The sequence below is a fragment of the Streptomyces sp. NPDC004610 genome, assembly GCF_040609715.1.
In the GTDB taxonomy this organism is placed as follows: domain Bacteria; phylum Actinomycetota; class Actinomycetes; order Streptomycetales; family Streptomycetaceae; genus Streptomyces.
This window is the reverse complement of the sequence record NZ_JBEXLA010000006.1, coordinates 231076-253323: the sequence shown is the minus strand read 5'-3', so window position 1 is coordinate 253323 and position 22248 is coordinate 231076. Positions and strand designations below refer to the sequence as shown.

20 protein-coding genes are annotated in these 22248 nt (G+C 72.4%); 7 read left to right on the top strand and 13 right to left on the bottom strand.

Annotation, left to right across the window (positions count from 1 at the left end):
- Positions 1-56: 56 nt before the first annotated feature.
- Genes hisF through hisD form a run of 8 tightly spaced genes read right to left on the bottom strand, consistent with a single transcriptional unit; the run spans position 57 to position 5818 of the window.
- Positions 57-812, bottom strand: coding sequence for an imidazole glycerol phosphate synthase subunit HisF (hisF, locus tag ABZX40_RS09155; RefSeq protein WP_355736715.1), 756 nt, complete (start codon positions 810-812; stop codon positions 57-59).
- On the bottom strand, positions 809-1204 hold the full coding sequence (locus tag ABZX40_RS09150; protein ID WP_355736712.1) for a Rid family hydrolase: 396 nt from the start codon (positions 1202-1204) through the stop codon (positions 809-811). The genes hisF and ABZX40_RS09150 overlap by 4 nt, the downstream gene beginning before the upstream one ends.
- Positions 1201-1926 carry a bifunctional 1-(5-phosphoribosyl)-5-((5-phosphoribosylamino)methylideneamino)imidazole-4-carboxamide isomerase/phosphoribosylanthranilate isomerase PriA gene (gene priA, locus ABZX40_RS09145; RefSeq protein WP_355736709.1) on the bottom strand — a complete coding sequence of 242 codons (726 nt, stop codon included), beginning with the start codon at positions 1924-1926 and terminating at the stop codon, positions 1201-1203. The genes ABZX40_RS09150 and priA overlap by 4 nt, the downstream gene beginning before the upstream one ends.
- On the bottom strand, positions 1923-2579 hold the full coding sequence (gene hisH / locus ABZX40_RS09140; protein WP_355736707.1) for an imidazole glycerol phosphate synthase subunit HisH: 657 nt from the start codon (positions 2577-2579) through the stop codon (positions 1923-1925). The genes priA and hisH overlap by 4 nt, the downstream gene beginning before the upstream one ends.
- Positions 2570-2734, bottom strand: a complete 165-nt coding sequence (locus tag ABZX40_RS09135) for a hypothetical protein (RefSeq protein ID WP_355736705.1) — start codon at positions 2732-2734, stop codon at positions 2570-2572. Before ABZX40_RS09135 ends, hisH begins: the two co-directional genes overlap by 10 nt.
- Complete coding sequence (gene hisB, locus ABZX40_RS09130) at positions 2731-3333, bottom strand: imidazoleglycerol-phosphate dehydratase HisB (RefSeq protein WP_355736702.1); 603 nt, start codon at positions 3331-3333, stop codon at positions 2731-2733. Before hisB ends, ABZX40_RS09135 begins: the two co-directional genes overlap by 4 nt.
- A complete protein-coding gene (locus tag ABZX40_RS09125) occupies positions 3330-4433 on the bottom strand; it encodes a histidinol-phosphate transaminase (RefSeq protein ID WP_355736843.1) in 1104 nt (367 codons plus the stop codon). The genes hisB and ABZX40_RS09125 overlap by 4 nt, the downstream gene beginning before the upstream one ends.
- Positions 4434-4492: 59 nt before the next feature.
- Positions 4493-5818: a histidinol dehydrogenase gene (gene hisD / locus ABZX40_RS09120; RefSeq protein WP_355736699.1), complete on the bottom strand. Its 1326-nt coding sequence runs from the start codon at positions 5816-5818 to the stop codon at positions 4493-4495.
- Between the two features lie 460 nt (positions 5819-6278).
- On the opposite strand from hisD, the gene ABZX40_RS09115 reads away from it, so the two are divergent.
- The 4 genes from ABZX40_RS09115 (at position 6279) to ybaK (ending at position 11270) form a co-directional block, all read left to right on the top strand.
- Positions 6279-7859, top strand: coding sequence for an oxidoreductase (locus tag ABZX40_RS09115; protein WP_355736840.1), 1581 nt, complete (start codon positions 6279-6281; stop codon positions 7857-7859).
- Positions 7860-8937: 1078 nt separating this feature from the next.
- Positions 8938-9999 (top strand): hypothetical protein, encoded by a 1062-nt coding sequence (locus tag ABZX40_RS09110; RefSeq protein ID WP_355736696.1) that lies wholly within the window; start codon positions 8938-8940, stop codon positions 9997-9999.
- Positions 10000-10010: 11 nt separating this feature from the next.
- Entirely contained in the window at positions 10011-10751 is a 741-nt protein-coding gene (locus ABZX40_RS09105; protein WP_355736693.1) for an LON peptidase substrate-binding domain-containing protein, read from the top strand.
- A 21-nt stretch (positions 10752-10772) separates the two neighbouring features.
- Positions 10773-11270, top strand: coding sequence for a Cys-tRNA(Pro) deacylase (ybaK, locus tag ABZX40_RS09100; protein WP_355736690.1), 498 nt, complete (start codon positions 10773-10775; stop codon positions 11268-11270).
- Between the two features lie 384 nt (positions 11271-11654).
- On the opposite strand, the gene ABZX40_RS09095 is transcribed toward ybaK, so the two are convergent.
- The 4 genes from ABZX40_RS09095 to ABZX40_RS09080 all read right to left on the bottom strand — a co-directional run bounded on the left by ABZX40_RS09095 (position 11655) and on the right by ABZX40_RS09080 (position 15710).
- Positions 11655-12320, bottom strand: a complete 666-nt coding sequence (locus ABZX40_RS09095; RefSeq protein WP_355736688.1) for an AAA family ATPase — start codon at positions 12318-12320, stop codon at positions 11655-11657.
- A gap of 34 nt (positions 12321-12354) precedes the next feature.
- A complete protein-coding gene (locus ABZX40_RS09090) occupies positions 12355-13179 on the bottom strand; it encodes an ABC transporter permease (protein ID WP_355736685.1) in 825 nt (274 codons plus the stop codon).
- Positions 13180-13293: 114 nt separating this feature from the next.
- Positions 13294-14268, bottom strand: coding sequence for an ABC transporter ATP-binding protein (locus ABZX40_RS09085; protein WP_355736837.1), 975 nt, complete (start codon positions 14266-14268; stop codon positions 13294-13296).
- 230 nt (positions 14269-14498) lie between these two features.
- Positions 14499-15710: an NYN domain-containing protein gene (locus tag ABZX40_RS09080; protein ID WP_355736682.1), complete on the bottom strand. Its 1212-nt coding sequence runs from the start codon at positions 15708-15710 to the stop codon at positions 14499-14501.
- Between the two features lie 225 nt (positions 15711-15935).
- Here ABZX40_RS09080 and ABZX40_RS09075 point away from each other — a divergent pair, with 225 nt between their 5' ends.
- A complete protein-coding gene (locus ABZX40_RS09075; RefSeq protein WP_355736679.1) occupies positions 15936-16088 on the top strand; it encodes a hypothetical protein in 153 nt (50 codons plus the stop codon).
- Positions 16089-16229: 141 nt separating this feature from the next.
- Here ABZX40_RS09075 and dnaE read toward each other — a convergent pair whose 3' ends face one another.
- Positions 16230-19769, bottom strand: a complete 3540-nt coding sequence (dnaE, locus tag ABZX40_RS09070; RefSeq protein WP_355736676.1) for a DNA polymerase III subunit alpha — start codon at positions 19767-19769, stop codon at positions 16230-16232.
- Between the two features lie 211 nt (positions 19770-19980).
- Here dnaE and ABZX40_RS09065 point away from each other — a divergent pair, with 211 nt between their 5' ends.
- Positions 19981-21306: a DUF2252 domain-containing protein gene (locus ABZX40_RS09065; protein WP_355736673.1), complete on the top strand. Its 1326-nt coding sequence runs from the start codon at positions 19981-19983 to the stop codon at positions 21304-21306.
- 88 nt (positions 21307-21394) lie between these two features.
- On the top strand, positions 21395-22090 hold the full coding sequence (locus ABZX40_RS09060; RefSeq protein ID WP_355736670.1) for a hypothetical protein: 696 nt from the start codon (positions 21395-21397) through the stop codon (positions 22088-22090).
- The last annotated feature ends 158 nt before the right edge of the window (positions 22091-22248 follow it).

Sequence of the window (22248 nt, the reverse complement as noted above, 5' to 3'; positions counted from 1 at the left end):
CCCGAGGGGTCCTGGCGCCGCCCGGCCGCCCGGCCGGCCCGAACCGGAGGACCGGCCTACCTGACCGGGTGCCCGGCCTCGCGCAGGGCCCCCTTGACCTCGCCGATCCGCAGATCGCCGAAGTGGAAGACGGAGGCGGCGAGCACCGCGTCCGCGCCCGCCGCGATGGCCGGGGGGAAGTCGGTGAGGCGGCCCGCGCCGCCGGAGGCGATCACCGGGACGGTGACGTGCTTCCGGACGGCGGCGATCATCTCCAGGTCGTAGCCGTCCTTGGTGCCGTCGGCGTCCATGGAGTTCAGCAGGATCTCGCCGGCGCCCAGCCCGGCCGCCCGGTGCGCCCACTCCACCGCGTCGATGCCGGTGCCTTTGCGACCGCCGTGGGTGGTGACCTCGAAGGAGCCGGACGGGGTGCGGCGGGCGTCCACCGACAGCACCAGCACCTGGCGGCCGAAGCGCTCGGCGATCTCCCGGATCAGCTCCGGGCGGGCGATGGCGGCGGTGTTGACACCGACCTTGTCCGCGCCCGCGCGCAGCAGTTTGTCGACATCGTCCGTGGTACGGACCCCGCCGCCGACCGTCAGCGGGATGAACACCTGCTCGGCGGTGCGGCGCACCACGTCGTAGGTGGTCTCCCGGTTGCCGGAGGAGGCGGTGATGTCGAGGAAGGTGAGTTCGTCGGCGCCCTCGGCGTCGTAGATCTTGGCCATCTCGACGGGGTCGCCCGCGTCGCGCAGGTTCTGGAAGTTGACGCCCTTGACGACCCGGCCGTTGTCCACGTCCAGGCAGGGGATGACCCGTACGGCGAGCGTCATGCGGAGGCTCCTCGGAAGGCTTCCAGCTCCACTTCGACCAGGATCCGCGGGTCGACGAAGCCGGAGACGACGACCATGGTCAGCACCGGGCGGACGGCGTCGAAGACCTCCTTGTGGGCCCGGCCCACCGCGTCGACGTCCCGCGCGTGGGTGAGGAGCAGGCGGACGGAGGTCACGGAATCGGGGCCGAGGCCGAACTCGGAGAGCGCCGCCAGCGCGTTGGCGAGGGCCACGCGGGTCTGCTCGTACGGGTCGCCCTCGCCGTGCAGGACCGGGCCCCGGAAGGAGGTGGTGCCGCCGACCACGACCCGGTCCCCGGCCGCGACCGCCCGGGAGAAGCCGAAGACCTCCTCCCAGGGGCTGCCGCTCTGGATCCGGCGTACGTCGCTCATACGCTCACTGCCTCAAGCGCCTCTTCCAGGGTGAAGGCCTTGGCGTACAGGGCCTTGCCGACGATGGAGCCCTCCACGCCGAGGGGCACCAGTGCGGCGATGGCCCGCAGGTCGTCCAGCGACGACACCCCGCCGGAGGCGACGACCGGTCGGTCGGTGACCGCGCAGACGTTCCTCAGCAGCTCCAGGTTGGGGCCCTGGAGGGTGCCGTCCTTGGCGATGTCGGTGACGACGTACCGGGCGCAGCCCTCCTTGTCGAGGCGCTCCAGGGTCTCGTAGAGGTCGCCGCCGTCGCGGGTCCAGCCCCGGCCGCGCAGGGTGGTGCCGCGCACATCGAGGCCGACGGCGATCTGGTCGCCGTGCTCGGCGATGATCCCGGCGACCCACTCGGGGGTCTCCAGGGCGGCGGTGCCCAGGTTGACGCGGGTGCAGCCGGTGGCGAGGGCGGCGGCCAGCGAGGCGTCGTCGCGGATGCCGCCGGACAGCTCGACCTTGATGTCCATGGCCCGGGTGACCTCGGCGATCAGCTCCCGGTTGTCGCCGGTGCCGAAGGCGGCGTCCAGGTCGACCAGGTGCAGCCACTCGGCGCCCGCGCGCTGCCAGGCGAGGGCGGCCTCCAGGGGGGAGCCGTAGGAGGTCTCCGTGCCGGACTCGCCGTGCACGAGACGGACGGCCTGGCCGTCGCGGACATCGACGGCGGGGAGGAGTTCGAGCGTGCTCACAGGGTTCCGATCCAGTTGGTGAGGAGCTGGGCTCCGGCGTCGCCGGACTTCTCGGGGTGGAACTGGGTGGCCCACAGGGCGCCGTTCTCCACGGCGGCGACGAACGGCTCGCCGTGCGTGGACCAGGTGACGAGGGGGGCGCGCAGGGCGGGGTTGACGGTCTCCAGGGTCCAGTCGTGGACCGCGTAGGAGTGGACGAAGTAGAAGCGGGCGTCCGTGTCCAGGCCGGCGAAGAGCTGGGAGTCCTCCGGGGGGCGGACGGTGTTCCAGCCCATGTGGGGGACGATGTCGGCCTGGAGGGGTTCCACGGAGCCAGGCCACTCGTCGAGGCCCTCGGTCTCCACGCCGTGTTCGATGCCGCGGGCGAAGAGGATCTGCATCCCGACGCAGATGCCCATGACCGGGCGCCCTCCGGCCAGCCGGCGGCCGATGATCCAGTCGCCGCGGGCCCGCTTGAGGCCGTTCATACAGGCGGCGAAGGCGCCGACGCCGGGGACGAGCAGCCCGTCGGCGTTCATCGCGCGGTCGAAGTCGCGGGTTATCTCGACCTCGGCGCCCGCGCGCGCGAGGGCCCGCTCGGCGGACCTCACATTGCCGAAGCCGTAGTCGAAGACGACGACGCTCCTGGCGTTCCGGGCAGCGGTCAACTCCACACCTCCAGCCGGAGCACGCCCGCGACCAGGCACATCGCGGCGCCCACCGAGAGCAGCACGATCAGGTTCTTCGGCATCTTCTGCTTGGCGAAGGAGAAGACCCCGCCGGCCAGGAAGAGACCGGCGACGATCAGCAGGGTGGAGGTCCCGTTCACAGGGCGCCCTTCGTGGAGGGGAGGATTCCGGCGGCGCGCGGGTCGCGCTCCGAGGCGTAGCGCAGGGCTCGGGCCAGCGCCTTGAACTGGCACTCCACGATGTGGTGGGCGTTGCGTCCGTAGGGCACGTGGACATGCAGGGCGATCTGGGCCTGGGCGACGAAGGACTCCAGGATGTGCCGGGTCATCGTGGTGTCGTAGGAGCCGATCATCGGCGCCATGGTCTCGGGCTCGGTGTGCACCAGATAGGGGCGGCCGGAGAGGTCGACGGTGACCTGGGCGAGGGACTCGTCCAGCGGGACCGTGCAGTTGCCGAAGCGGTAGATGCCGACCTTGTCGCCGAGGGCCTGCTTGAAGGCGGCGCCGAGGGCGAGGGCGGTGTCCTCGATGGTGTGGTGCGAGTCGATGTGGAGATCGCCCTCGGTCTTCACCGTGAGGTCGAACAGACCGTGCCGGCCGAGCTGGTCGAGCATGTGGTCGTAGAAGCCGACGCCGGTCGACACCTCGACCCGGCCGGTGCCGTCGAGGTCGATCTCGACCAGGACGGAGGTCTCCTTGGTCGTGCGCTCGACGCGTCCGACCCGTGCTGCGCGGCTCATGCTTCCTGCTCCTTCTTCAGCTCACGGACCGCGTCGAGGAACGCGTCGTTCTCCTGTGGTGTCCCGGCGGTGACCCGCAGCCACCCCGGTACGCCGTTGTCCCGGACCAGGACGCCCCGGTCGAGGATGCTCCGCCAGGCCGCGTGGGCGTCGGCGAAGCGGCCGAACTGCACGAAGTTGGCATCGGAGGCGGTGACCTCGTAGCCGATCGCGCGGAGTTCGGCGACCAGGCGGTCCCGTTCGGTCTTCAGCTGCTCGACATAGCCGAGCAGGGTCCCGGTGTGCTCCAGGGCGGCCAGCGCGGTCGCCTGGGTGACGGCGGAGAGGTGGTACGGGAGCCGGACCAGCTGGACCGCGTCCACCACCGCCGGGTCGGCGGCGAGATAGCCGAGACGGAGTCCGGCCGCGCCGAACGCCTTCGACATCGTGCGCGAGATCACCAGGTGCGGGCGCCCGGCCAGCAGGGGCAGCAGCGAGTCGCCGTGGCTGAACTCGACATAGGCCTCGTCCACGATCACCATCGACGGCTTCGCCGCCTGGGCCGCCTCGTAGAGCGCGAGGACGGTCTCCGGCGGCATCGCGTTGCCGGTGGGGTTGTTGGGGGTGGTGAGGAAGACGACGTCCGGCCGGTGCTCGGCGAGGGCGCGCTCGGCGGCGGGCAGATCGACGGAGAAGTCCTCCGCGCGCGGGCCGGGGATCCAGTGGGTGCCGGTCCCGCGCGCGATGAGGGCGTGCATCGAGTAGGAGGGCTCGAAGCCGATCGCGCTGCGGCCGGGTCCGCCGAAGGTCTGGAGGAGCTGCTGGATGACCTCGTTGGAGCCGTTGGCGGCCCAGACGTTGGCCGGGCCGACCCGGTGGCCGGAGGTGTCGGTGAGATAGTCCGCGAGCCGGGTGCGCAGCTCGACCGCGTCCCGGTCGGGGTAGCGGTTGAGGTGGCGGGCCGCGTCGCGCACCCGCTCGGTGATCCGCTCGACCAGCGCCTCGGGCAGCGGGTAGGGGTTCTCGTTGGTGTTCAGCCGGACCGGGACGTCCAGCTGGGGGGCGCCGTAGGGGGTCTTGCCGCGCAGTTCGGGCCGGACCGGCAGATCGTCGAGGCCGATCCGCCGGCTGTCGCCCTCACCGGGCGCCCGCCCGGTCTCGTCAGGGGTGGTGTTGCCGCTCACTTGCCCTCGGGAACCTTCCAGTCGAACCTGGCCTTGATCGCCGCGCCGTGCGCGGGCAGGTCCTCGGCCTCCGCCAGGGTCACCACATGGTGGGCGACCTCGGCGAGCGCGTCACGGGTGTAGTCGACCAGGTGGATGCCGCGCAGGAAGGACTGCACGGACAGGCCGGAGGAGTGGCAGGCGCAGCCGCCGGTGGGCAGGACGTGGTTGGAGCCCGCCGCGTAGTCGCCGAGGGAGACCGGCGCCCAGGGGCCGATGAAGACCGCGCCCGCGTTGCGCACCCGGTCGGCCACCGAGGCGGCGGCGCGGGTCTGGATCTCCAGGTGCTCGGCGCCGTACGCGTCGACCACCCGCAGCCCTTCCTCGACGCCGTCGACCAGCACGATCGCGGACTGGCGGCCCTCCAGGGCGGGGACGATCCGGTCGTCCACATGCTTGGTCGCGGCGAGCTGGGGGGTGAGTTCGCGCTCCACCGCGTCGGCGAGGTCCGGGGAGTCGGTGACCAGGACGGCGGCGGCCAGCGGGTCGTGCTCGGCCTGGCTGATCAGGTCGGACGCCACGTGCACCGGGTCGGCGCTGTCGTCGGCGAGGACCGCGATCTCGGTGGGCCCGGCCTCGGCGTCGATGCCGATCCGGCCGGTGAAGTAGCGCTTGGCGGCGGCGACCCAGATGTTGCCGGGGCCGGTGACCATGTTCGCGGGCGGGCAGGACTCGGTGCCGTAGGCGAACATCGCGACGGCGGTGGCGCCGCCCGCCGCGTAGACCTCGTCCACGCCGAGCAGGGCGCAGGCGGCCAGGATGGTGGGGTGCGGCAGCCCGCCGAACTCCTTCTGGGCCGGGGAGGCGAGCGCGAGGGAGGGCACACCGGCCTCCTGCGCGGGCACCACGTTCATCACCACGGACGACGGGTACACGGACCGCCCGCCCGGCGCGTACAGCCCGACCCGGTCGACCGGCACCCACTTCTCGGTGACCGTGCCCCCGGGCACGACCTGGGTGGTGTGCGTCGTACGGCGCTGGGCGCGGTGGACGAGCCGGGCGCGGCGGATGGACTCCTCCAGGGCGGCGCGCACCGCCGGGTCCAGCTCGGCGAGGGCCTCGGCGAGGGCCTCGGCGGGCACCCTGACCTGCTGAAGGGTCACTCCGTCGAACTTCTCGGCGAAGTCGATCAGCGCCGCGTCGCCCCGATGATGCACGGCCTCGCAGATCGGGCGCACCTTGTCCAGGGCAGCCGCGACGTCGAAGTCGGCTCGGGGCAGCAGGTCGCGCAGAGCGGGTCCCTCGGGGAGGGCGTCGCCGCGCAGATCGATTCGGGAGATCACGGGGTCAATTCTCGCAGACCGCCATCGGACACCGTTCGCGCGTATCGCCGATTGATACGCGTCCCGGTGGACCACCGCCGCCCCAGGGGGTCCCCGGCGTCCCGGACCGCCAGTGGTCGGGACAACTGGCGGTGACCGCGCGTGAAATCGCGGACGATCGTCTTCACTTTCCGTGTTCAATACGCTACGCAGCGGGCATGAACGGCTGTACGAAACGAACGGCATCCAGAACCAGAGACCGACGACATCCGTACGGCAGCTCCGTACAGCGCATCTGTGCAGCGCATCTGTGCAGCGCATCCGTACGGGCGCCCATGGGAACCCCACAGAGCACCGCACGCGACGGGGAGGAAGGGACATCGTGACCGAGGGGGCCGGTCTGCGGACCGGCGAACTAGGACAACAACGTCAACAGCGTCAGCAAGGACCGCAAGGTCCGCAAGGGCAGCAGCCCGGTCGGCTGCCCGAGCGGCCCGAGGAGACGCCACGGGAGCCGCCGGAGGAGCTGACCGAGGCGGAGGCCGGTATGTGGCGGGCCTACCGCGACGGCGGCGAGCACGATCTGCGCAGCGGCGACCCCACCGTGGACGACCCGCACGGCGGGCATCCCTGGGGGCCGGAGCGGACGGTGCGGGCCCGCGTGGTGTGCTGGCTGCTGCTGGACGGGCCGGCGCCGCACGCGGGCCGGGTCGCCGCGCTGAAACTGACCGGCGCGCACATCAGCGGCACGCTGGACCTGGCGGGCGGCGCGGTCGAGCCGTATGTCGAGCTGAGCGGCTGCCGGTTCGAGAACGAGGTGCTGGTGCCGGAGGCGCGGTTCCGGACCTTGCGCCTGGTGGACTGCTCGGTGCCGCGGCTGGAGGCGGCCCGGGTGCACACCGAGGGCGATCTGCATCTGCCGCGCTGCCGCTTCCACAACGGCGTCCGGCTCACCGACGCCCATATCGGCACCGATCTGCTGCTGAACCAGGCCGTGGTGTACCGGGACCGCGGCGGGCGGTCGATCGCGGCGGACGGGCTGACCGTCGGCCAGGACCTCCAGGCGGAGATGCTGGAGTCGCACGGCGAGCTGAGCCTGCGCGGCGCCACGGTCGGGGTCTCGCTGAGCCTGCGCGGGGCGCGGCTGGTCAACCCGTACTCCCGGCTGGCGCTGAACGCTCCGCAGCTGACCGTGGAGCGCACCCTGTATCTCACCCCGGCGGGCCTCGGCGGTCTCCAGCTCAGCGGCCGGACACCCGCGCGCGGGACGCCGGTCCAGCGCTTCGAGTGCCGGGGCGGGGTCCGGCTGGACGACGGGCGGTTCGGGGACGCGGTGGACATGGAGCGGGCCCGGTTCGTCTTCACCGACGACCAGGGGCTGTCGCTGCGCCGGGTCCAGGTGCCCGAGCTGCGGTTCCTGGGTGAGCGTCCGCAGCGCGGCAAGGTGGTGCTGTCCGGGGCGCGGATCGTGAACCTGGTGGACCGGGCGGCGGCGTGGCCGGGCCCCGGCCGCCTCCACATGGGCGGCTTCACCTACGAGAACCTGGTGCCGCAGGGCCCGTTCCCGCTGGCCGAGCGGCTGGCCTGGGTGTCGGCGGCGACCGCCGAGTACAACCCGGAGCCGTACGAGCGGCTGGCGGCGGTGCTGCGCGCGGGCGGCGAGGAGGAGGACGCGCGCGAGGTGCTGCTCGCCAAGCAGCGGCACCGCCGCGAGACGCTGCCGCCCGCCGCGAAGCTGTGGGGCTTCGCCCAGGATGTGACGGTGGCCTACGGCTACCGCCCGGCGCGGGCCGCGGTGTGGATGGCGGTGCTGTGGGCGGCGGGCTCGCTGGCCTTCGCGTACGCCGGGAAGCCGACGCCGAGCGGCAACGCGGGCGATCCGCCGTGGAACCCGGCGCTGTTCGCGCTGGATCTGCTCCTGCCGGTGATCGATCTCGGCCAGGTCGGGTTCTGGCAGCTGCGCGGCGGCTGGCAGTGGCTGTCGACGGCACTGGTCCTGACCGGCTGGATCCTGGCCACGACGGTGGCGGCGGGGGCGACACGGCTGCTGCGGAAGGCGTGACGGGTCCTACGGACGGTCCTGCGGGCGGTCCTGCGGACGGCGGGACGGGTCCTGCGGAAGGGGTGACGGGTCCTGCGGACGGCGGGACCCGGCTCCCGGCTCCCGGGGACGGCGGAACCCGGCTCTTAGAGACGGCGGGACCCGGCTCCCGGGACATCGTCGGCGCCGACCGCACCATCATGTCCCGGGACCCGGCTCCCGGGACGGCGGGACGGGCCTCCGCAGGGCGGGACGGGCCTCTGGCGGGGCGGCGGGACGGACCTCTGCGGAGGGCGGGGACGGGCCTCTGGTGGGAGGCGTGACCGGCCCCGGCGAGTGGCGATACGGGGCTCCTGTGGACGGCGGGACCGTCCTCCGGCGGGAAGGCTAGGCCGGGGGGCGGGGGCTGCGGACGACGGGACCGTCCCCCGACGGGAAGGCGAGGCCGACTTCCGCGGACGGCGGGACTGTCCCCCGGGGAGGCGAGGCCGACTCCTGCGGACGACGGGACCGTCCCCCAGGGAAAGCTGAACCGTCCCTCGGGGAGAGCAGCACCACCCCCGCGAAAAGCGAGACCCGCCCCTACCGAAAGACGGGACGAGCCCCACGGAAAGCGAGACCGAGCCCCCGCGCAGGACGGGACGGCCCCCGCGCAAGACGCGACCGGCCCGCGCGCAAGACGCGGCCAGCCTTCGCAGGAGGCGTGACCCGCCCACGCAGGAGGCGTGACCCGCCCCCACGGGAGGCGTGACCCGCTCCCGCAGACGGAACGACCCGCCCCCGCGGGCGGAACGACCCGCTCCCGCGTAACGAGCGACCAGCTGCCACGGACGGAACGACCCGCTGCCGCCGAAGGAGCGACCGGCTGCCGCAGAAGGAGCGACCGACTCCCGGAAGGAGCGCGACCGGCTGCCAAGGAAAACACGAGGAGACCGGGCGGAAAGCACGGTGATTGCGGAGTTACGGCGAAGAAAGTGACGTCTTCGCGAGGGTCTCGGTGGCCTGGTTCCTGACGCTTTACCCGCCCTTGACCCGGGCGCGTACAACTTTCCGGAGGTTGTGTGGAGAGGCTGGCGCGACGCCGAGGCTCGGACTTTCAATGGTCGACACCATGGCTCTGCTGCCCCCTTTCATGCGCGGTGCCCGGATCGCCCGGGGTGCCCCGTCACGTCCGGCCGGGCACCTCGCCGCCGGGCTGCCGGCCGACGACGAGGTGCTGCTCGACGCGCCCGACGACCGGCTCGGGCCCGCCCTGGTGGCCGCCGGGCGCGGGGAGTGGGAGGCGGCGGCCGAGCTGCTGTCCGGGACCCGGGAGGCGGCCGAGTGGGAGAACCGGGACCGCTACGCCCGCCGCCTCGCCGCGTTCGCGCACGCCCGCACCGAGTGGTTCGACTCCTGGCGGGCCGCCCCCGGCGGCCGGGAGGACCCGGACGCGCTGCTGGTCGCCGCGCAGCTCGCCGCCGACCGGGCCTGGCGCTCCCCCGCCCGCGCGGAGCTGCTGGCGCCGGTGGGCGCGCTGGTGACGGCCGCCGCCGACGCCGTACCGCACGATCCGGTGCCCTGGCGGCTCGCGCTGGACCGGGCGCGGGGCGGGCACGCGGGGCACGCGGAGTTCGAGCGCCTGTGGGCCGAGGCGGTGCGGCGCTCGCCGCACCACTACGGCTGCCATGTGGCCGCCCTGAAGTACCTCGCCGCGTCCTGGCACGGCTCGCACCGGGAGTGCTTCGACTTCGCCGAGCCCGCCGCCGACGACGCCCCGCCCGGCTCGCTCGTCCGGGCGCTCGCGGTGCGCGCCGCGTTCGGCTATCTCACCGACGGCTGCGGCGACGCCGTGCCCCGCGCCCGGCTGGACGCGGCGGCGGACCGGGCGATCGGGCTGTCCGCCTCCTTCGCCCCGGCCGACCCCTGGCCGGCCGGGATCCGCAATGTCCTCGCCTTCGTCCTGATCCGGCTGGAGCGCCGCGCCGACGCGCTGGAGCAGCTGCGGCTGATCGGCCCGTACGCCACCTCGTTCCCCTGGGACCGGGTCGCGGACGACCCGCTGGGCCTGTTCCTGCTGGCCCGCCGGGAGCTGCGGACGGCCCCCTCCGGGGCCTCGCGGACCGGCTTTCCGCTCCCATCTGGTGGGCACGGCGGACACGCCCACCGCGGCGACCACTAGGCTTCTGCGGCGTGACGACCGACCGGCTCCCGCTCTTCCCCCTGAACTCGGTGCTGTTCCCGGGGCTGGTGCTCCCGCTCAATGTGTTCGAGGAGCGCTACCGCGCGTTGATGCGCACGCTCCTGAAGACGTCCGAGGACGAACCGCGCCGCTTCGCCGTCGTGGCCATCCGCGACGGCCACGAGGTGGCGCCGACCTCCCCGGGCCTGCCCGATCCGACCGCGCTGCCCGAACGCGGGCCCTCGGCCGGTTTCGGCCCCGACCCGCTCAAGGCGTTCCACCAGGTGGGGTGCGTGGCGGACGCGGCGACGATCCGGGAGCGTCCGGACGGCACCTTCGAGGTGCTGGCCACCGGTACGACCCGGGTCCGGCTGCTGTCCGTGGACGCGTCCGGTCCGTTTCTGACCGCCGAGGTGGAGACCCTGCCGGAGGAGCCGGGCGACGAGGCGGGCGCGCTGGCGGAGGGCGTCCTGAGGGCGTTCCGCCAGTACCAGAAGCGACTCGCCGGGGCCCGGGAACGGTCCCTGGCGAGCGGCGCGGAACTGCCGGACGAGCCGCAGGTGGTGTCGTACCTGGTCGCCGCCGCGATGATGCTCGACACCCCGACCAAGCAGCGCCTCCTCCAGGCCCCGGACGCGGCGTCCCGGCTGCGCGACGAACTGAAACTCCTGCGCACGGAGACCGCGATCATCCGTACGCTGCCGTCCTTGCCGGCCGCGGATCTGACCCGTGGGCCGACGAGTCTGAACTGAACGGCCGGCTGGAGGGCACGGATGGCGAAGAAGGCGAAGCAGTCGGGGGGCGGCACCCCGGCGACGGTGGCGCTGACGGCGGCGGGAGTGACGTACACCGTGCACGCCTACGACCACGATCCCGCGCACCCGTCCTACGGCGAGGAGGCGGCCGAGGCGATGGGGGTGTCGCCCGAGCGGGTGTTCAAGACGCTGGTGGCGGAGGTCGACGGGGCTCTGACGGTCGCGGTGGTGCCGGTCGCGGGGTCGCTGGACCTCAAGGCGCTCGCGGCGGCGGTCGGCGGCAAGAAGGCGGCGATGGCGGACCCGGCGGCGGCGGAGCGGACGACGGGCTACGTACGGGGCGGTATCTCCCCGCTCGGCCAGCGCAAGCGCCTGCCCACGGTCCTGGACGCGTCGGCGTCGGCGCACCCCACGATCTGCGTCTCGGCGGGCCGGCGGGGCCTGGAGGTGGAGCTGTCACCGGGGGACCTGGCGACGCTGACGGGCGCGGTGGTGGCCGCGATCGGGCGGGACTAGCCACCGCCGCCGCCCGCCCCATGGCGGGACCAGCCACCCCCGCCTCTCGCACAACAGCGGGACCAGCCACCGCCGCCTCTCGCCCAACGGCGGGACCAGCTGCCTCCCGTGGTTCGCCCGGCGCCGCCGCCTCCCGCCCGGCCCTCAGCCCCCGGCCCCTCGACGCCGCTCTCTTCTTCCGCTAATGAGGAAGGGCATGTCGAAGAGGACGCGCAAGCGGAAGTGGCGGATACGGAAACGCCGGGCGAACCACGGGAGGCGGCCCGCGTAAACGGCGCCCAGAGCGCCTGTAGGGCACCTCTGAGGGCGTCGGCCACTCCCCGGGCCTCCCGGGCGCGGGCGGCGCCCCACGACCCCCACAGGGGCGAGCAGCGCCCGGGAAGGCTACGCCTGCTCGTCCCGGGGCCCGAAGAGGGCGGTCAGGCCCAGGTGGATCAGGAGGGCCGCCACCGACCACGCCAGCAGCGCGCCCTTCGCGCCGAGTTCCAGGGGCGCCGAGAAGGACACGTTCCGGCCGACCTCCTGGGCATGGGCGAGGACATCGTCCGTGGGACCCAGCCACATGCCGGTCCGCCAGGCGATCAGGGAGGCGATCAGACCGCCCACCCCCAGCGCCACCACCAGCGGCACTCCGCCGCGCCGCCGCCAGACGAACACCGCGACCGCCGTCACCGCCCCGAACACCAGCGCCAGCAGGGTGAACGTGCCGTCCACCCCGATCGCCTGCTCCCCCTCGGTGTCGCGCACGTACACCGCCCACGCGCCGTCCACCACATCCCCCACCAGCGGCACCCTCGGCGCCAGCCAGGACCACAGCGCCCCGAGTCCCACCCCGAGCACGGCCAGCGCGGCCAGGACCACGCCGGCTTCCCGTATCTCGGTGCGCAACCCGGGCCCGGCCGGCGGCCCGGCCGCGGCGGCGTCCCAGTGGGCGCCCTGGGCGCCGTACGTCTCGCCCTCCGGCGCCTGCCAGGGGCCGCCGGACGCGGACGGGCCGCCGTCCGGGGGCTGTTCGTGCGGCGGCGGGGGCGGCGTCAAAGGAGCGGTCACTCTGACATCGTGCCAGGCCCGCCTGTGCGGCGCGTCACCGGACGGCCGCCCGGCGGTACGCCCAGGTCGCCACCGCCAGCGAGATCACCCCGACCCCGGCGCACACGGCCAGGTCACCCAGCACATGCGCCCATTCGGCGCGCCCGGCGAAGGTCCGCACGTACGCCTCGACCGCGTAGGTCGAGGGCAGCAGATCGCGGGCGAACCGGACCAGTTCCGGCATCCGCTCGGGCGGCAGCACCCCGAGGAGCAGGGCCGCCGACATACCGAGCTGGCCGAGCAGGGTCGCCAGTTCCGGGCGGGGGGCGAGCAGCCCGAGCGCGGCGCCGAGCCCGGCGAGCGCGGCCCCGGCCAGCGGGATCACGGCGATCAGGATCCAGAGGTTGGTCAGCGGCAGCCCGAACAGCACGCATCCGAACACCGCCGTGACCAGCGTCCCCGGGACGGTGAAGGACGCGTACGCGCCCGCCGCGCCCAGCACCACCGCGGCCGGTGGCACCGGCAGGGTGGCGTAGTGGTCCAGACCACCGGTGGCGCGCAGCTGGCCGAAGTACTGGGCGAGCAGATTCAGCGCGACGAACGCGACGACCAGGATGGACGACCCGGCGACCACCGCCTCGGCCTGGCTGCCGCCGTCCACCACCCCGCGCATCATGATCAGGATGCCGACGGACTGGAAGGTCGCCACGAACAGCAGCGGGATCCGCGCCACCCGCGCCCGCGACAGCTGCGCCCGGTACACGGCCGCCAGCGACGGCCACAGCCGCGCCCGCGGCCCCAGCTCGGCGGCGGCGCGCCGGGGCCGTTCGTCGGAAGCCAGGGCACTGCCCGGCAGCACCTCTGCGGGTACGACACTCACGTCGTGCTGCTCCCCTTCCCAGGGTTCGTTCCTACGACCGCGGTCCTCATGTCCACGCATCCACGCATACGCATACGGCCCCGGACCCGGAGCCACTCATTCCGCCGCCGTCGCTCACGCCTTCACCAGCCCCTGCCGCGCCCCGCCGCCCAGCGCCAGGTAGACGTCCTCCAGGCTGGGCGTGGCGAGCGTGAAGTCGTCCAGCGCGGCGAAGGCGGCCCCGCCGGTGACCGTGGCGACGACCGCGCGGGCCTCGTCGGGGGCGAGCCGGAGCGTCCAGCGCCGTCCGTTCTCCTGCGCGGCCCCGCGCAGCGCGGCGACCTCGGGGACGTCCAGCGGCGCCCGCTCCCGCCACACCAGTTCCACCCGCACCTCTCCGGCGACCCGCTCCTTGAGCCCGGCCGGGGTGTCGCAGGCGATCACCCGGCCCCGCTCCAGGACGGCGACCCGGTCCAGTACGGTCTCGGCCTCGATGACGTTGTGGGTGACCAGCAGCACGGTCGTACCGCGCTCGGCGCGGCGGCGGTCCACGGCGGACCAGACGGCGCGGCGGGCGACCGGGTCCATGCCGGTGGTCGGCTCGTCCAGCACCAGCAGGGGCCGCTCACCGACCAGCGCGGCGGCGAAACAGGCCAGCCGCCGCTGCCCGCCGGACAGCTTGTTCAGCGCCCGCCCGGCGATCGGCGCGAGCCCCAGTTCGTCCAGTACGTCGTCCCGCTCGGCCCGCGCCCGCTTCACTTCGAGCCCGCGCAGCCGCCCGGTGGTCTCGGCGGCCAGGGACACCGTCAGCTCGTCCAGCGCGGTGGACTCCTGTCCGAGGTAGGCGAGGATCCGCGAGGCCCGCTCCGGATGGCGCACGATGTCGTGCCCGAGGATCTCGACGCTGCCGCTGTCGGGCCGCATCAGCCCGGTGATCTGCCGTACGACGGTGGACTTCCCGGCGCCGTTCGGCCCGAGCAGCCCGAAGATCTCCCCGCGCCGCACCTCCAGCCGCACCCCGTCCGCGGCCCGCACCTCGGGCGTCGCCGGCACCCCGCGCCGCCCCCGCACCGCCGGATAGGTCTTGGTCAGCCCGCGCACCGCGCACACGACCTCACGGCAGTCGTGGATGGCGGAGGCCGGGCGCGTACTCACAAAGAAGCACCCTAAGGGGTCCCATGCCCCGTCCTGCTCCGGGGTGTCCCAGCACTGCACTTTTCAACGCAGGAAAGCAGCAACGCACCTAAAGGGGCGCTGGGGGTGCCCCCTCTGGGGGAGAACCGCGCGATCAGCCCCCACCCACCCGCACCCGACCGACAACCCCCTCCTACTCCCCCGTCCTACTCCCCCGCAGGATTGCGCTCCGCGCCGGTCCGTACATCGATCTCCCGCCAGAACCCCGCCCGGATCGCGTACCGGTCGTGCTCGTCGATCTGGTCGTCCTTGTGCGCGAGCAGCCCGAACCGCGCCGCGTACCGCAGCAGCTCACCGTCGATGCGGTGCGGAACCCTCGGATACATCCCGGACAGCCGCTGCACATGCACCTGGTCACCGAGGCGTGCCAGCCACCGCCGGGCGAAGACCTGCCCCACCTCGTAAGGATCGCCGCCGACCGTGGTGATGTCCTCCTCCCGGTCGGCCCACCGCTGCTCCGCCGTGGTCAGCTGCGCCAGCGTCGGCATCGCGGCGACCTCCGGCGGCTCCGCGGCGCCACCGGGCCGGTCGACCCACCCCTTGTCGGACGACCACCGCAGTGTCGCCGTGGCCGGATGGGGCTTGTCGGGGTGCGCGCCGGGCGCGCGCAGCGCGGCGAGGTCCTTGGGGGTGGGCACCCCTTTCGCCACTGCGGGCACCCGCTCCTCGCCGCCTCCCGGCGCCGCGGCGGCCGGGTGGGCGCTCTCCCGGGCGGGCCGCTCCACCGCCGCGAGGGCACCCTCGGGCAGCGGCGCCGACAAGATCGCGGCGATCTCCGGCCGGGGCGCGGGCGGCGGCGCGCACACCCGCTCCTTGGCCTGTACCGCGCGGGTGATCCAGGCCCGGTCGAGGACCCGCCGCTCATCGGCCTCGGCGACCAGGTCCTCGGACTGGTTGTAGTCCCCGTCGGCGGCCTGGACGGCCCACAGGTGGACGGCGACCCCGTGCTCCTTGGCGGCCATCATGCCCGGCAGCAGATCGCCGTCGCCGGTGACCAGGACGACATCGGAGCAGGCGCGGTTGCGGGCCAGCTCGGTCAGCTCGGCGTGCATCGCGGCGTCGACGCCCTTCTGGGCCCAGCGGCCGTCACTGCGGGTGAGGGCGCCCAGCCGGACGGTCACCCGGGGCATCACCCGCAGTCTGCGGTGCTCGGGCTGGGGCACCCGGTCGGGGGCGCCGTCGAACCAGTAGATGCGCAGCAGCGGCTGCTCGGTGTCGGACTCGGCGCGGTCACGAAGGCCCTGGATGAGGGCGGCGTGGTCGACGGTGATGCGGGACCTGGAGGGCTCTCCGGCCAGGAGGCTCGCGGCGGCCCCGAGCAGATACCCGGCGTCCACCAGGACGATGCAGCGGTCCACGCGACTCACCCTCTTCCTGGGAGGTTTGCTTGGGGCTTTCTTCGAGTCTGCCCGACGGCGCGGAGGTTAACGGCCCGAACTCGATCTTCGGCGTGGCGTTTGCGGGGTACGCCACGCCACCCGTCCTGTCACAGACGGTAATTATCCGAAATGCGATCGATGTCAGCGTATGTGAATGTGGTCCCGGGCCCGGCCCCCAGAACTCCCTCAGGAGGCGGAGACATCATGGCCAAGAACAAGAAGCAGGAACGCAAGCAGCCGCAGTCGGAGCGCAGCCAGCAGTCGGCCGAGCAGTCGTCGATCGAGCAGCAGGCACAGCAGGTGACGCCGGCCGACATGGCGCGCAAGGGCCGGCAGAAGCGTTTCGGCCACAACTGAGGTCCGCGCGAGCGGAGCCCCGGGGCTCGGACCCCGGATACGGCCCCGGAAACGCGGGACCGGCCCGGAGGCCCGGGTACGACCGAGGGGCGCACCCACGACGGGATGCGCCCCTCTCCTGTGCTCATGGGCGGGGAGGTCTCAGCCCGCCAGGCAGGACGGACCCAGCAGCACCTTCAGATCGCCGAACAGCGCCGGGTCCGGCTTCACCCGGTGCCGGTCGAGGCGGAGCACGGTCGTCCTCGTCGGCCCCTGGAGCTTGATCCGCACCTCGCTGTCGCCCTTGTGGTGCTGGAGGATCTCGCCGAGGCGGCTGATCATCGGCGGGGTGACCCGGGTGGCCGGGATGGTGAGCACCACCGGCGCGTTGGTGCCCGCCATCGACAGATCGGGGACCATCAGCTCCATCGCGACCAGCCGGGGGACGTCCTCCCGCTTGTCGAGGCGGCCCTTGACGAACACCACCGCGTCCTCGACGAGTTGGGTGGAGATCAGCTGGTAGGTCGCAGGGAAGAACATGCACTCGATGGAACCGGCCAGATCCTCCACGGTGGCGATGGCCCAGGCGTTGCCCTGCTTGGTCATCTTGCGCTGGAGGCCGGAGATGATGCCGCCGATGGTGACCACCGCGCCGTCACCGAAGTCGCCGCCGGTGAGCTGGGAGATGCCCGCGTCGGCCTTGTCGGAGAGCACATGCTCCAGCCCGAACAGCGGGTGGTCGGACACATACAGCCCGAGCATCTCCCGCTCCTGGGCGAGCAGGTAGGTCTTCTCCCACTCCTCGGGCGAGAACTCCACGTCGAGGCCGAAGCCCGGCTCGCTGGTGTCGGCGTCGCCCATGCCGCCGAAGAGGTCGAACTGTCCCTCGGCCTCCTTGCGCTTGACCGCGACCACATTGTCGATCATCGGTTCGTACTGCGCGGTCAGGCCCTTGCGGGTGTGCCCCATGGAGTCGAAGGCACCGGCCTTGATCAGCGATTCCGTGGTCCGCTTGTTGCAGACGACCGCCTCGACCTTGTCGAGGTAGTCGGGGAAGGAGGCGTACTTCCCCTTGGCCTTGCGGCACTTGATGATCGACTCGACCACATTGGTGCCGACGTTGCGGACCGCGGAGAGGCCGAAGAGGATCACGTCGTCGCCCTGGGCGGCGAAGTTGGACATGGACTCGTTGACGTTGGGCGGGAGCACCTTGATGCCCATGCGGCGGCACTCGTTGAGATAGATCGCCGACTTGTCCTTGTCGTCCTTGACCGAGGTGAGCAGCCCGGCCATGTACTCGGCGGGGTGGTTCGCCTTGAGATAGGCGGTCCAGTAGGAGACCAGTCCGTACGCGGCCGAGTGGGCCTTGTTGAAGGCGTAGCCGGCGAACGGGACCAGGACGTCCCACAGGGCCTGGATGGCCTCGTCGCTGTAGTCGTTCCTGCGGGCGCCGGCCTGGAAGATGGTGAAGTTCTTGGCGAGTTCCTCGGGCTTCTTCTTGCCCATCACCCGGCGCAGGATGTCGGCCTCGCCCAGCGAGTACCCGGCGATGATCTGCGCGGCCTTCTGCACCTGCTCCTGGTAGACGATCAGGCCGTAGGTGACGTCCAGGACCTCCTTGAGCGGCTCCTCCAGCTCCGGGTGGATCGGGGTGATCTCCTGCTGGCCGTTCTTGCGCAGGGCGTAGTTGGTGTGCGAGTTCATGCCCATCGGGCCGGGGCGGTACAGGGCCGAGACGGCGGAGATGTCCTCGAAGTTGTCGGGCTTCATCAGACGCAGCAGGGAGCGCATGGGGCCGCCGTCGAACTGGAAGACGCCGAGGGTGTCGCCGCGCTGGAGCAGTTCGAAGGTCGTCGGGTCGTCCAGCGGGAGGCCCAGCAGGTCGATGTCGACGCCCTTGTTGAACTTCACCATCTTGACGGCGTCGTCCATGATCGTCAGGTTGCGCAGGCCCAGGAAGTCCATCTTCAGCAGGCCGAGCGACTCACAGCTCGGGTAGTCCCACTGGGTGATGGTCACCCCGTCGGTGTGCCGGACCCAGACCGGGACGTGCTCGGTGATGGTCTCGCTGGACATGATCACACCGGCCGCGTGCACACCCATCTGCCGGACCAGGCCCTCCACACCGCGGGCGGTGTCGATGACCTTCTTCACATCGGGCTCGTTCTCGTACATCCCGCGGATCTCGCCCGCCTCGCCGTAGCGGGGGTGGGCGGAGTCGGTGATGCCGGAGAGCGGGATGCCCTTGCCGAGGACGTCCGGCGGCATGGCCTTGGTGAGCCGGTCGCCCATCGCGTACGGGTAGCCCAGCACGCGCGCGGAGTCCTTGATCGCGTTCTTGGCCTTGATGGTGCCGTAGGTGCCGATCATGGCGACCTTGTCGGCGCCGTACTTCTCCGTCACGTACCGGATGACCTCGACGCGCCGGCGCTCGTCGAAGTCGATGTCGACATCGGGCATCGAGATGCGCTCGGGGTTGAGGAACCGCTCGAAGATCAGCCCGTGCGGGATCGGGTCGAGGTCGGTGATGCCCATGGCGTACGCGACGATCGAGCCGGCCGCGGAGCCCCGGCCGGGGCCGACCGCGATGCCCTGCTTCTTGGCCCACATGATGAAGTCGGCGACGACCAGGAAGTAGCCGGGGAAGCCCATGGAGATGATGACGTCCATCTCGTAGTGGGCCTGCTTCATCCGGTCCTCGGGGACGCCGCCGGGGAAGCGGCGCTCCATGCCGAGGCGGACCTCCTCCTGGAACCAGGTGACCTCGGTGTAGCCGTCGGGGATGTCGAACTTGGGCATCAGATTGCGGGACTCGAACATGCCCGTGGTGTCGACCATCTCGGCGATCAGCAGGGTGTTGGCACAGCCCTCCTGCCAGGCGTCCGAGGAGTCGATGGCGTACATCTCGTCCGTGGACTTCAGGTAGTAGCCGGTGCCGTCGAACTTGAAGCGGTCGGGGTCGGAGAGGTTCTTGCCGGTCTGGATGCACAGCAGGGCGTCATGGGCGGTCGCCTCGTGCGCGTAGGTGTAATGCGAGTCGTTGGTGACCAGGGGCGGGATGCCGAGCTTCTTGCCGATCTCCAGCAGGCCGTCGCGGACCCGGTGCTCGATCTCGATGCCGTGGTCCATCAGCTCCAGGAAGTAGCGGTCCTTGCCGAAGATGTCCTGGTAGTCGGCGGCGGCCTTGAGCGCCTCGTCGTACTGGCCGAGGCGCAGCCGGGTCTGGAGCTCGCCGGAGGGGCAGCCGGTGGAGGCGACGATGCCCTCGGACCACTGGGAGATGGTGTCCTTGTCCATCCGGGGCCACTTCTGGAGCCAGCCCTCGGCGTAGGCGTCGGAGGAGAGCCGGAAGATGTTGTGCAGCCCCTTGGCGTTGACCGCCCACATCGTCTTGTGGGTGTAGCCGCCGGAACCGGAGACGTCGTCCCGCTTCTGGTGCGGCTGGCCCCACTGGATCTTGCGCTTGTTGCGCCGGGACTCGGGGGCGACATACGCCTCGATCCCGATGATCGGGGTGACCCCGGACTTCTTCGCGGTGTGGAAGAAGTCGTACGCCCCGTGCAGGTTGCCGTGGTCGGACATGGCGATATGGGTCATGCCCATCTCATTGCACGCGTTGAACATGTCCTTCAGCCGCGCGGCACCGTCCAGCAGCGAGTACTGGGTGTGGACGTGCAGGTGCGTGAACGGCGGCTTTGACACGGTGTGACCTCCAGGGAAAACACTGGGTGACAGGCGGGCGGACACTTCTGGGGACAGCGCCGAAGTCTATGCCTCGGCACTGACAATCCGGCGCCCGCCCCGCGTACCTTCACAGCGGGGCCGTGCTCCGGGGAGGGGCACTTTCGGACGGTCCCGCCCGTTGGAGACGACAGAAACGCTGTCGTACACATGCACCAGGAGGCACCCCGCGATGTCGGTCCCACAGCTCAGTGACGAGCGGCGCGGCGAGGAGATCCTCGCCGTCTTCGACACCGCCTTCGGCCAGCTCCTGGCCGCCGACCCGGCCGCGTTCCGGGTGAAGTTCCGCAAGATGGCGGCGTCCGCGTTCGCCTTCTACCGGGGCACGGCGTGCCTGTACTACCACGACCTGGTGGAGGACCGGCGCGGCGGCCCCTTCCTGGACGAGCGCACCTCGCGCGTGTGGATCCACGGCGATCTGCACGCGGAGAACTTCGGCACGTACATGGATTCGAACGGCCGTCTGGTCTTCAACGTCAACGACTTCGACGAGGCGTACGTCGGCCCGTTCACCTGGGACCTCAAGCGCTTCGCCGCCTCCCTGGCGCTGATCGGGTACGCCAAGGCGCTCAGCGACGAGCAGATCACCGAGCTGGTGACGATCTACGCGCTGGCCTACCGCGAGCGGGTGCACGCGCTGGCGACCGGCGCCAAGAGCGACGAGGTGCCGCCCTTCACCCTGGACACCGCCACGGGCCCGCTGCTGGACGTCCTGCGCGACGCCCGCGCGCTGACCCGGTTCGCGCTGCTGGAGTCGATGACCGAGATCCGTGACTTCGAGCGCCGCTTCGCACCCGGCGGCGGCTCCATAGAGCTGGACGCGGCCACCCGGTACAAGGTGCTGGCCGCCTTCGACGGCTATCTGGAGACGCTTCCCGAGGACTCACTGGCCCGCCCCGACTCCTACCGGGTGAAGGATGTCGTGGGGCGCCGGGGCATCGGCATCGGCTCGGCCGGGCTCCCGTCGTACAACATCCTGCTGGAGGGGCACAGCGACGCCCTGGAGAACGACGTGGTGATCTACGTCAAGCAGGCCCAGACCCCGGCCGTCTCCCGGCATCTGACCGACCCCGCGATCCGGGACTACTTCCAGCACGAGGGGCACCGCACGGTGCTGTCGCAGCGCGCCCTCCAGGCGCACGCCGACCCGTGGCTGGGCTGGACCGAGCTGGGCGGCGCGGGCCAGCTGGTCGCCGAGGTCTCGCCGTACGCGGTGGATCTCGGCTGGGGCGACCTCGACGACCCGGACGAGATCGCGGCGGTGGTCGCCGACCTCGGCCGGGCCACGGCGACGATGCACGCGGCGGCGGACGACACCTCCGGCGAGTCCCTGGTGCCGTTCTCCACCGAGCGCGCCATCGACGCGGCCATCGCCGCCGACGAGGAGGGCTTCGCCCCGCTCCTGGTGGACTTCGCGCACGGCTACGGCGCCCGCGCGCGGGCGGACCACCAGATCTTCGTCGACCTGTTCCGCAACGGCCGCATCCCCGGGCTGTGACGGCCCGGTCACCCGTGGTGAAAGCCCCGGTATCCACAGGAACCCTTTAGGAGTCCCTTAACGGACTCCGTGGCACACTCTGACGGCGATGGACATATCAGGGACCCCGACCAGAGTCGTCCGCGCGGCGCTGTTCACGGCACTCGTCGTGACACTCGGCACCGCGTCGCACGTGCTGCTGTCCGGGGCCCCGCTGCCGCTGGGCACGGTGGCCGCTGCTGCCGCCGCGGTCTTCGCCGTCGCCTATCTGCTGGCGGGCCGCCGCGAGCAGGGCCTCGGCCGGATCGCCGCCCTGCTGATCCCGCTGGAACTGGCCGTCGACACCCTGTTCACGGCCGGCCAGCACGCCTGTTACGGCGCCGCGGGCGGCCCGGTGACCGGTCCGCTGCGCGCGCTCGGCCTGGAGGCGCTCTGCGGGGGCCCGGTCGGCTCCCCGCTGGCCCGGATGACGGCCACCGCCACCACCCCGGACCCGGCCGCCGCGCTCTTCGCCGACGCCGACCCGCGGGCGGCCTGGCTGCTGCTCGCCGCCCATGTCGGGATCGGGCTGCTGGCCGCGGTCTGGCTCCGCCGGGGCGAGCGCGCCCTGGCCCAGCTGCTGGCCGCCGCCGCGGCGACGACGTTCCGCCCGCTGCTGCTGGCCGTGGCCGCCGTCACCGTACGGCCCGCCCCGGCGGCTCCCCGCCGTCCCCGCCCCGCGCCCCGCGCGGCGGCCGTGCGGGACCTGCTCCGCTCCCACACCCTCGGCCGCCGCGGCCCACCGGTCGGCGTCACCTTCGCCTGACGGCCGGATCCCGGCGGCAGCGCCACGCCCCGAAGGGCGTGGCCACCGTGCGATCAGCCACGCCACCCCCGCGGTCGGACACCCACCACGCCCGGCGTCCGGTCCTGGTCCGGGCGACACCCCGCCCCGCACACCCTTCCCGATGACCCGCGCACGCG

Bases quoted from the DNA above. Each gene is read 5' to 3' on its own strand.
- ABZX40_RS09075 (WP_355736679.1), top strand. From the start codon at position 15,936: ATGGCCAAGAACAAGAAGCAGGAACGCAAGCAGCCGCAGTCGGAGCGC.
- ABZX40_RS09150 (WP_355736712.1), bottom strand. From the start codon at position 1,204: ATGAGCGACGTACGCCGGATCCAGAGCGGCAGCCCCTGGGAGGAGGTC.
- ABZX40_RS09110 (WP_355736696.1), top strand. From the start codon at position 8,938: ATGGTCGACACCATGGCTCTGCTGCCCCCTTTCATGCGCGGTGCCCGG.
- hisB (WP_355736702.1), bottom strand. From the start codon at position 3,333: ATGAGCCGCGCAGCACGGGTCGGACGCGTCGAGCGCACGACCAAGGAG.
- hisF (WP_355736715.1), bottom strand. From the start codon at position 812: ATGACGCTCGCCGTACGGGTCATCCCCTGCCTGGACGTGGACAACGGC.
- ybaK (WP_355736690.1), top strand. From the start codon at position 10,773: ATGGCGAAGAAGGCGAAGCAGTCGGGGGGCGGCACCCCGGCGACGGTG.
- ABZX40_RS09065 (WP_355736673.1), top strand. From the start codon at position 19,981: ATGTCGGTCCCACAGCTCAGTGACGAGCGGCGCGGCGAGGAGATCCTC.
- ABZX40_RS09060 (WP_355736670.1), top strand. From the start codon at position 21,395: ATGGACATATCAGGGACCCCGACCAGAGTCGTCCGCGCGGCGCTGTTC.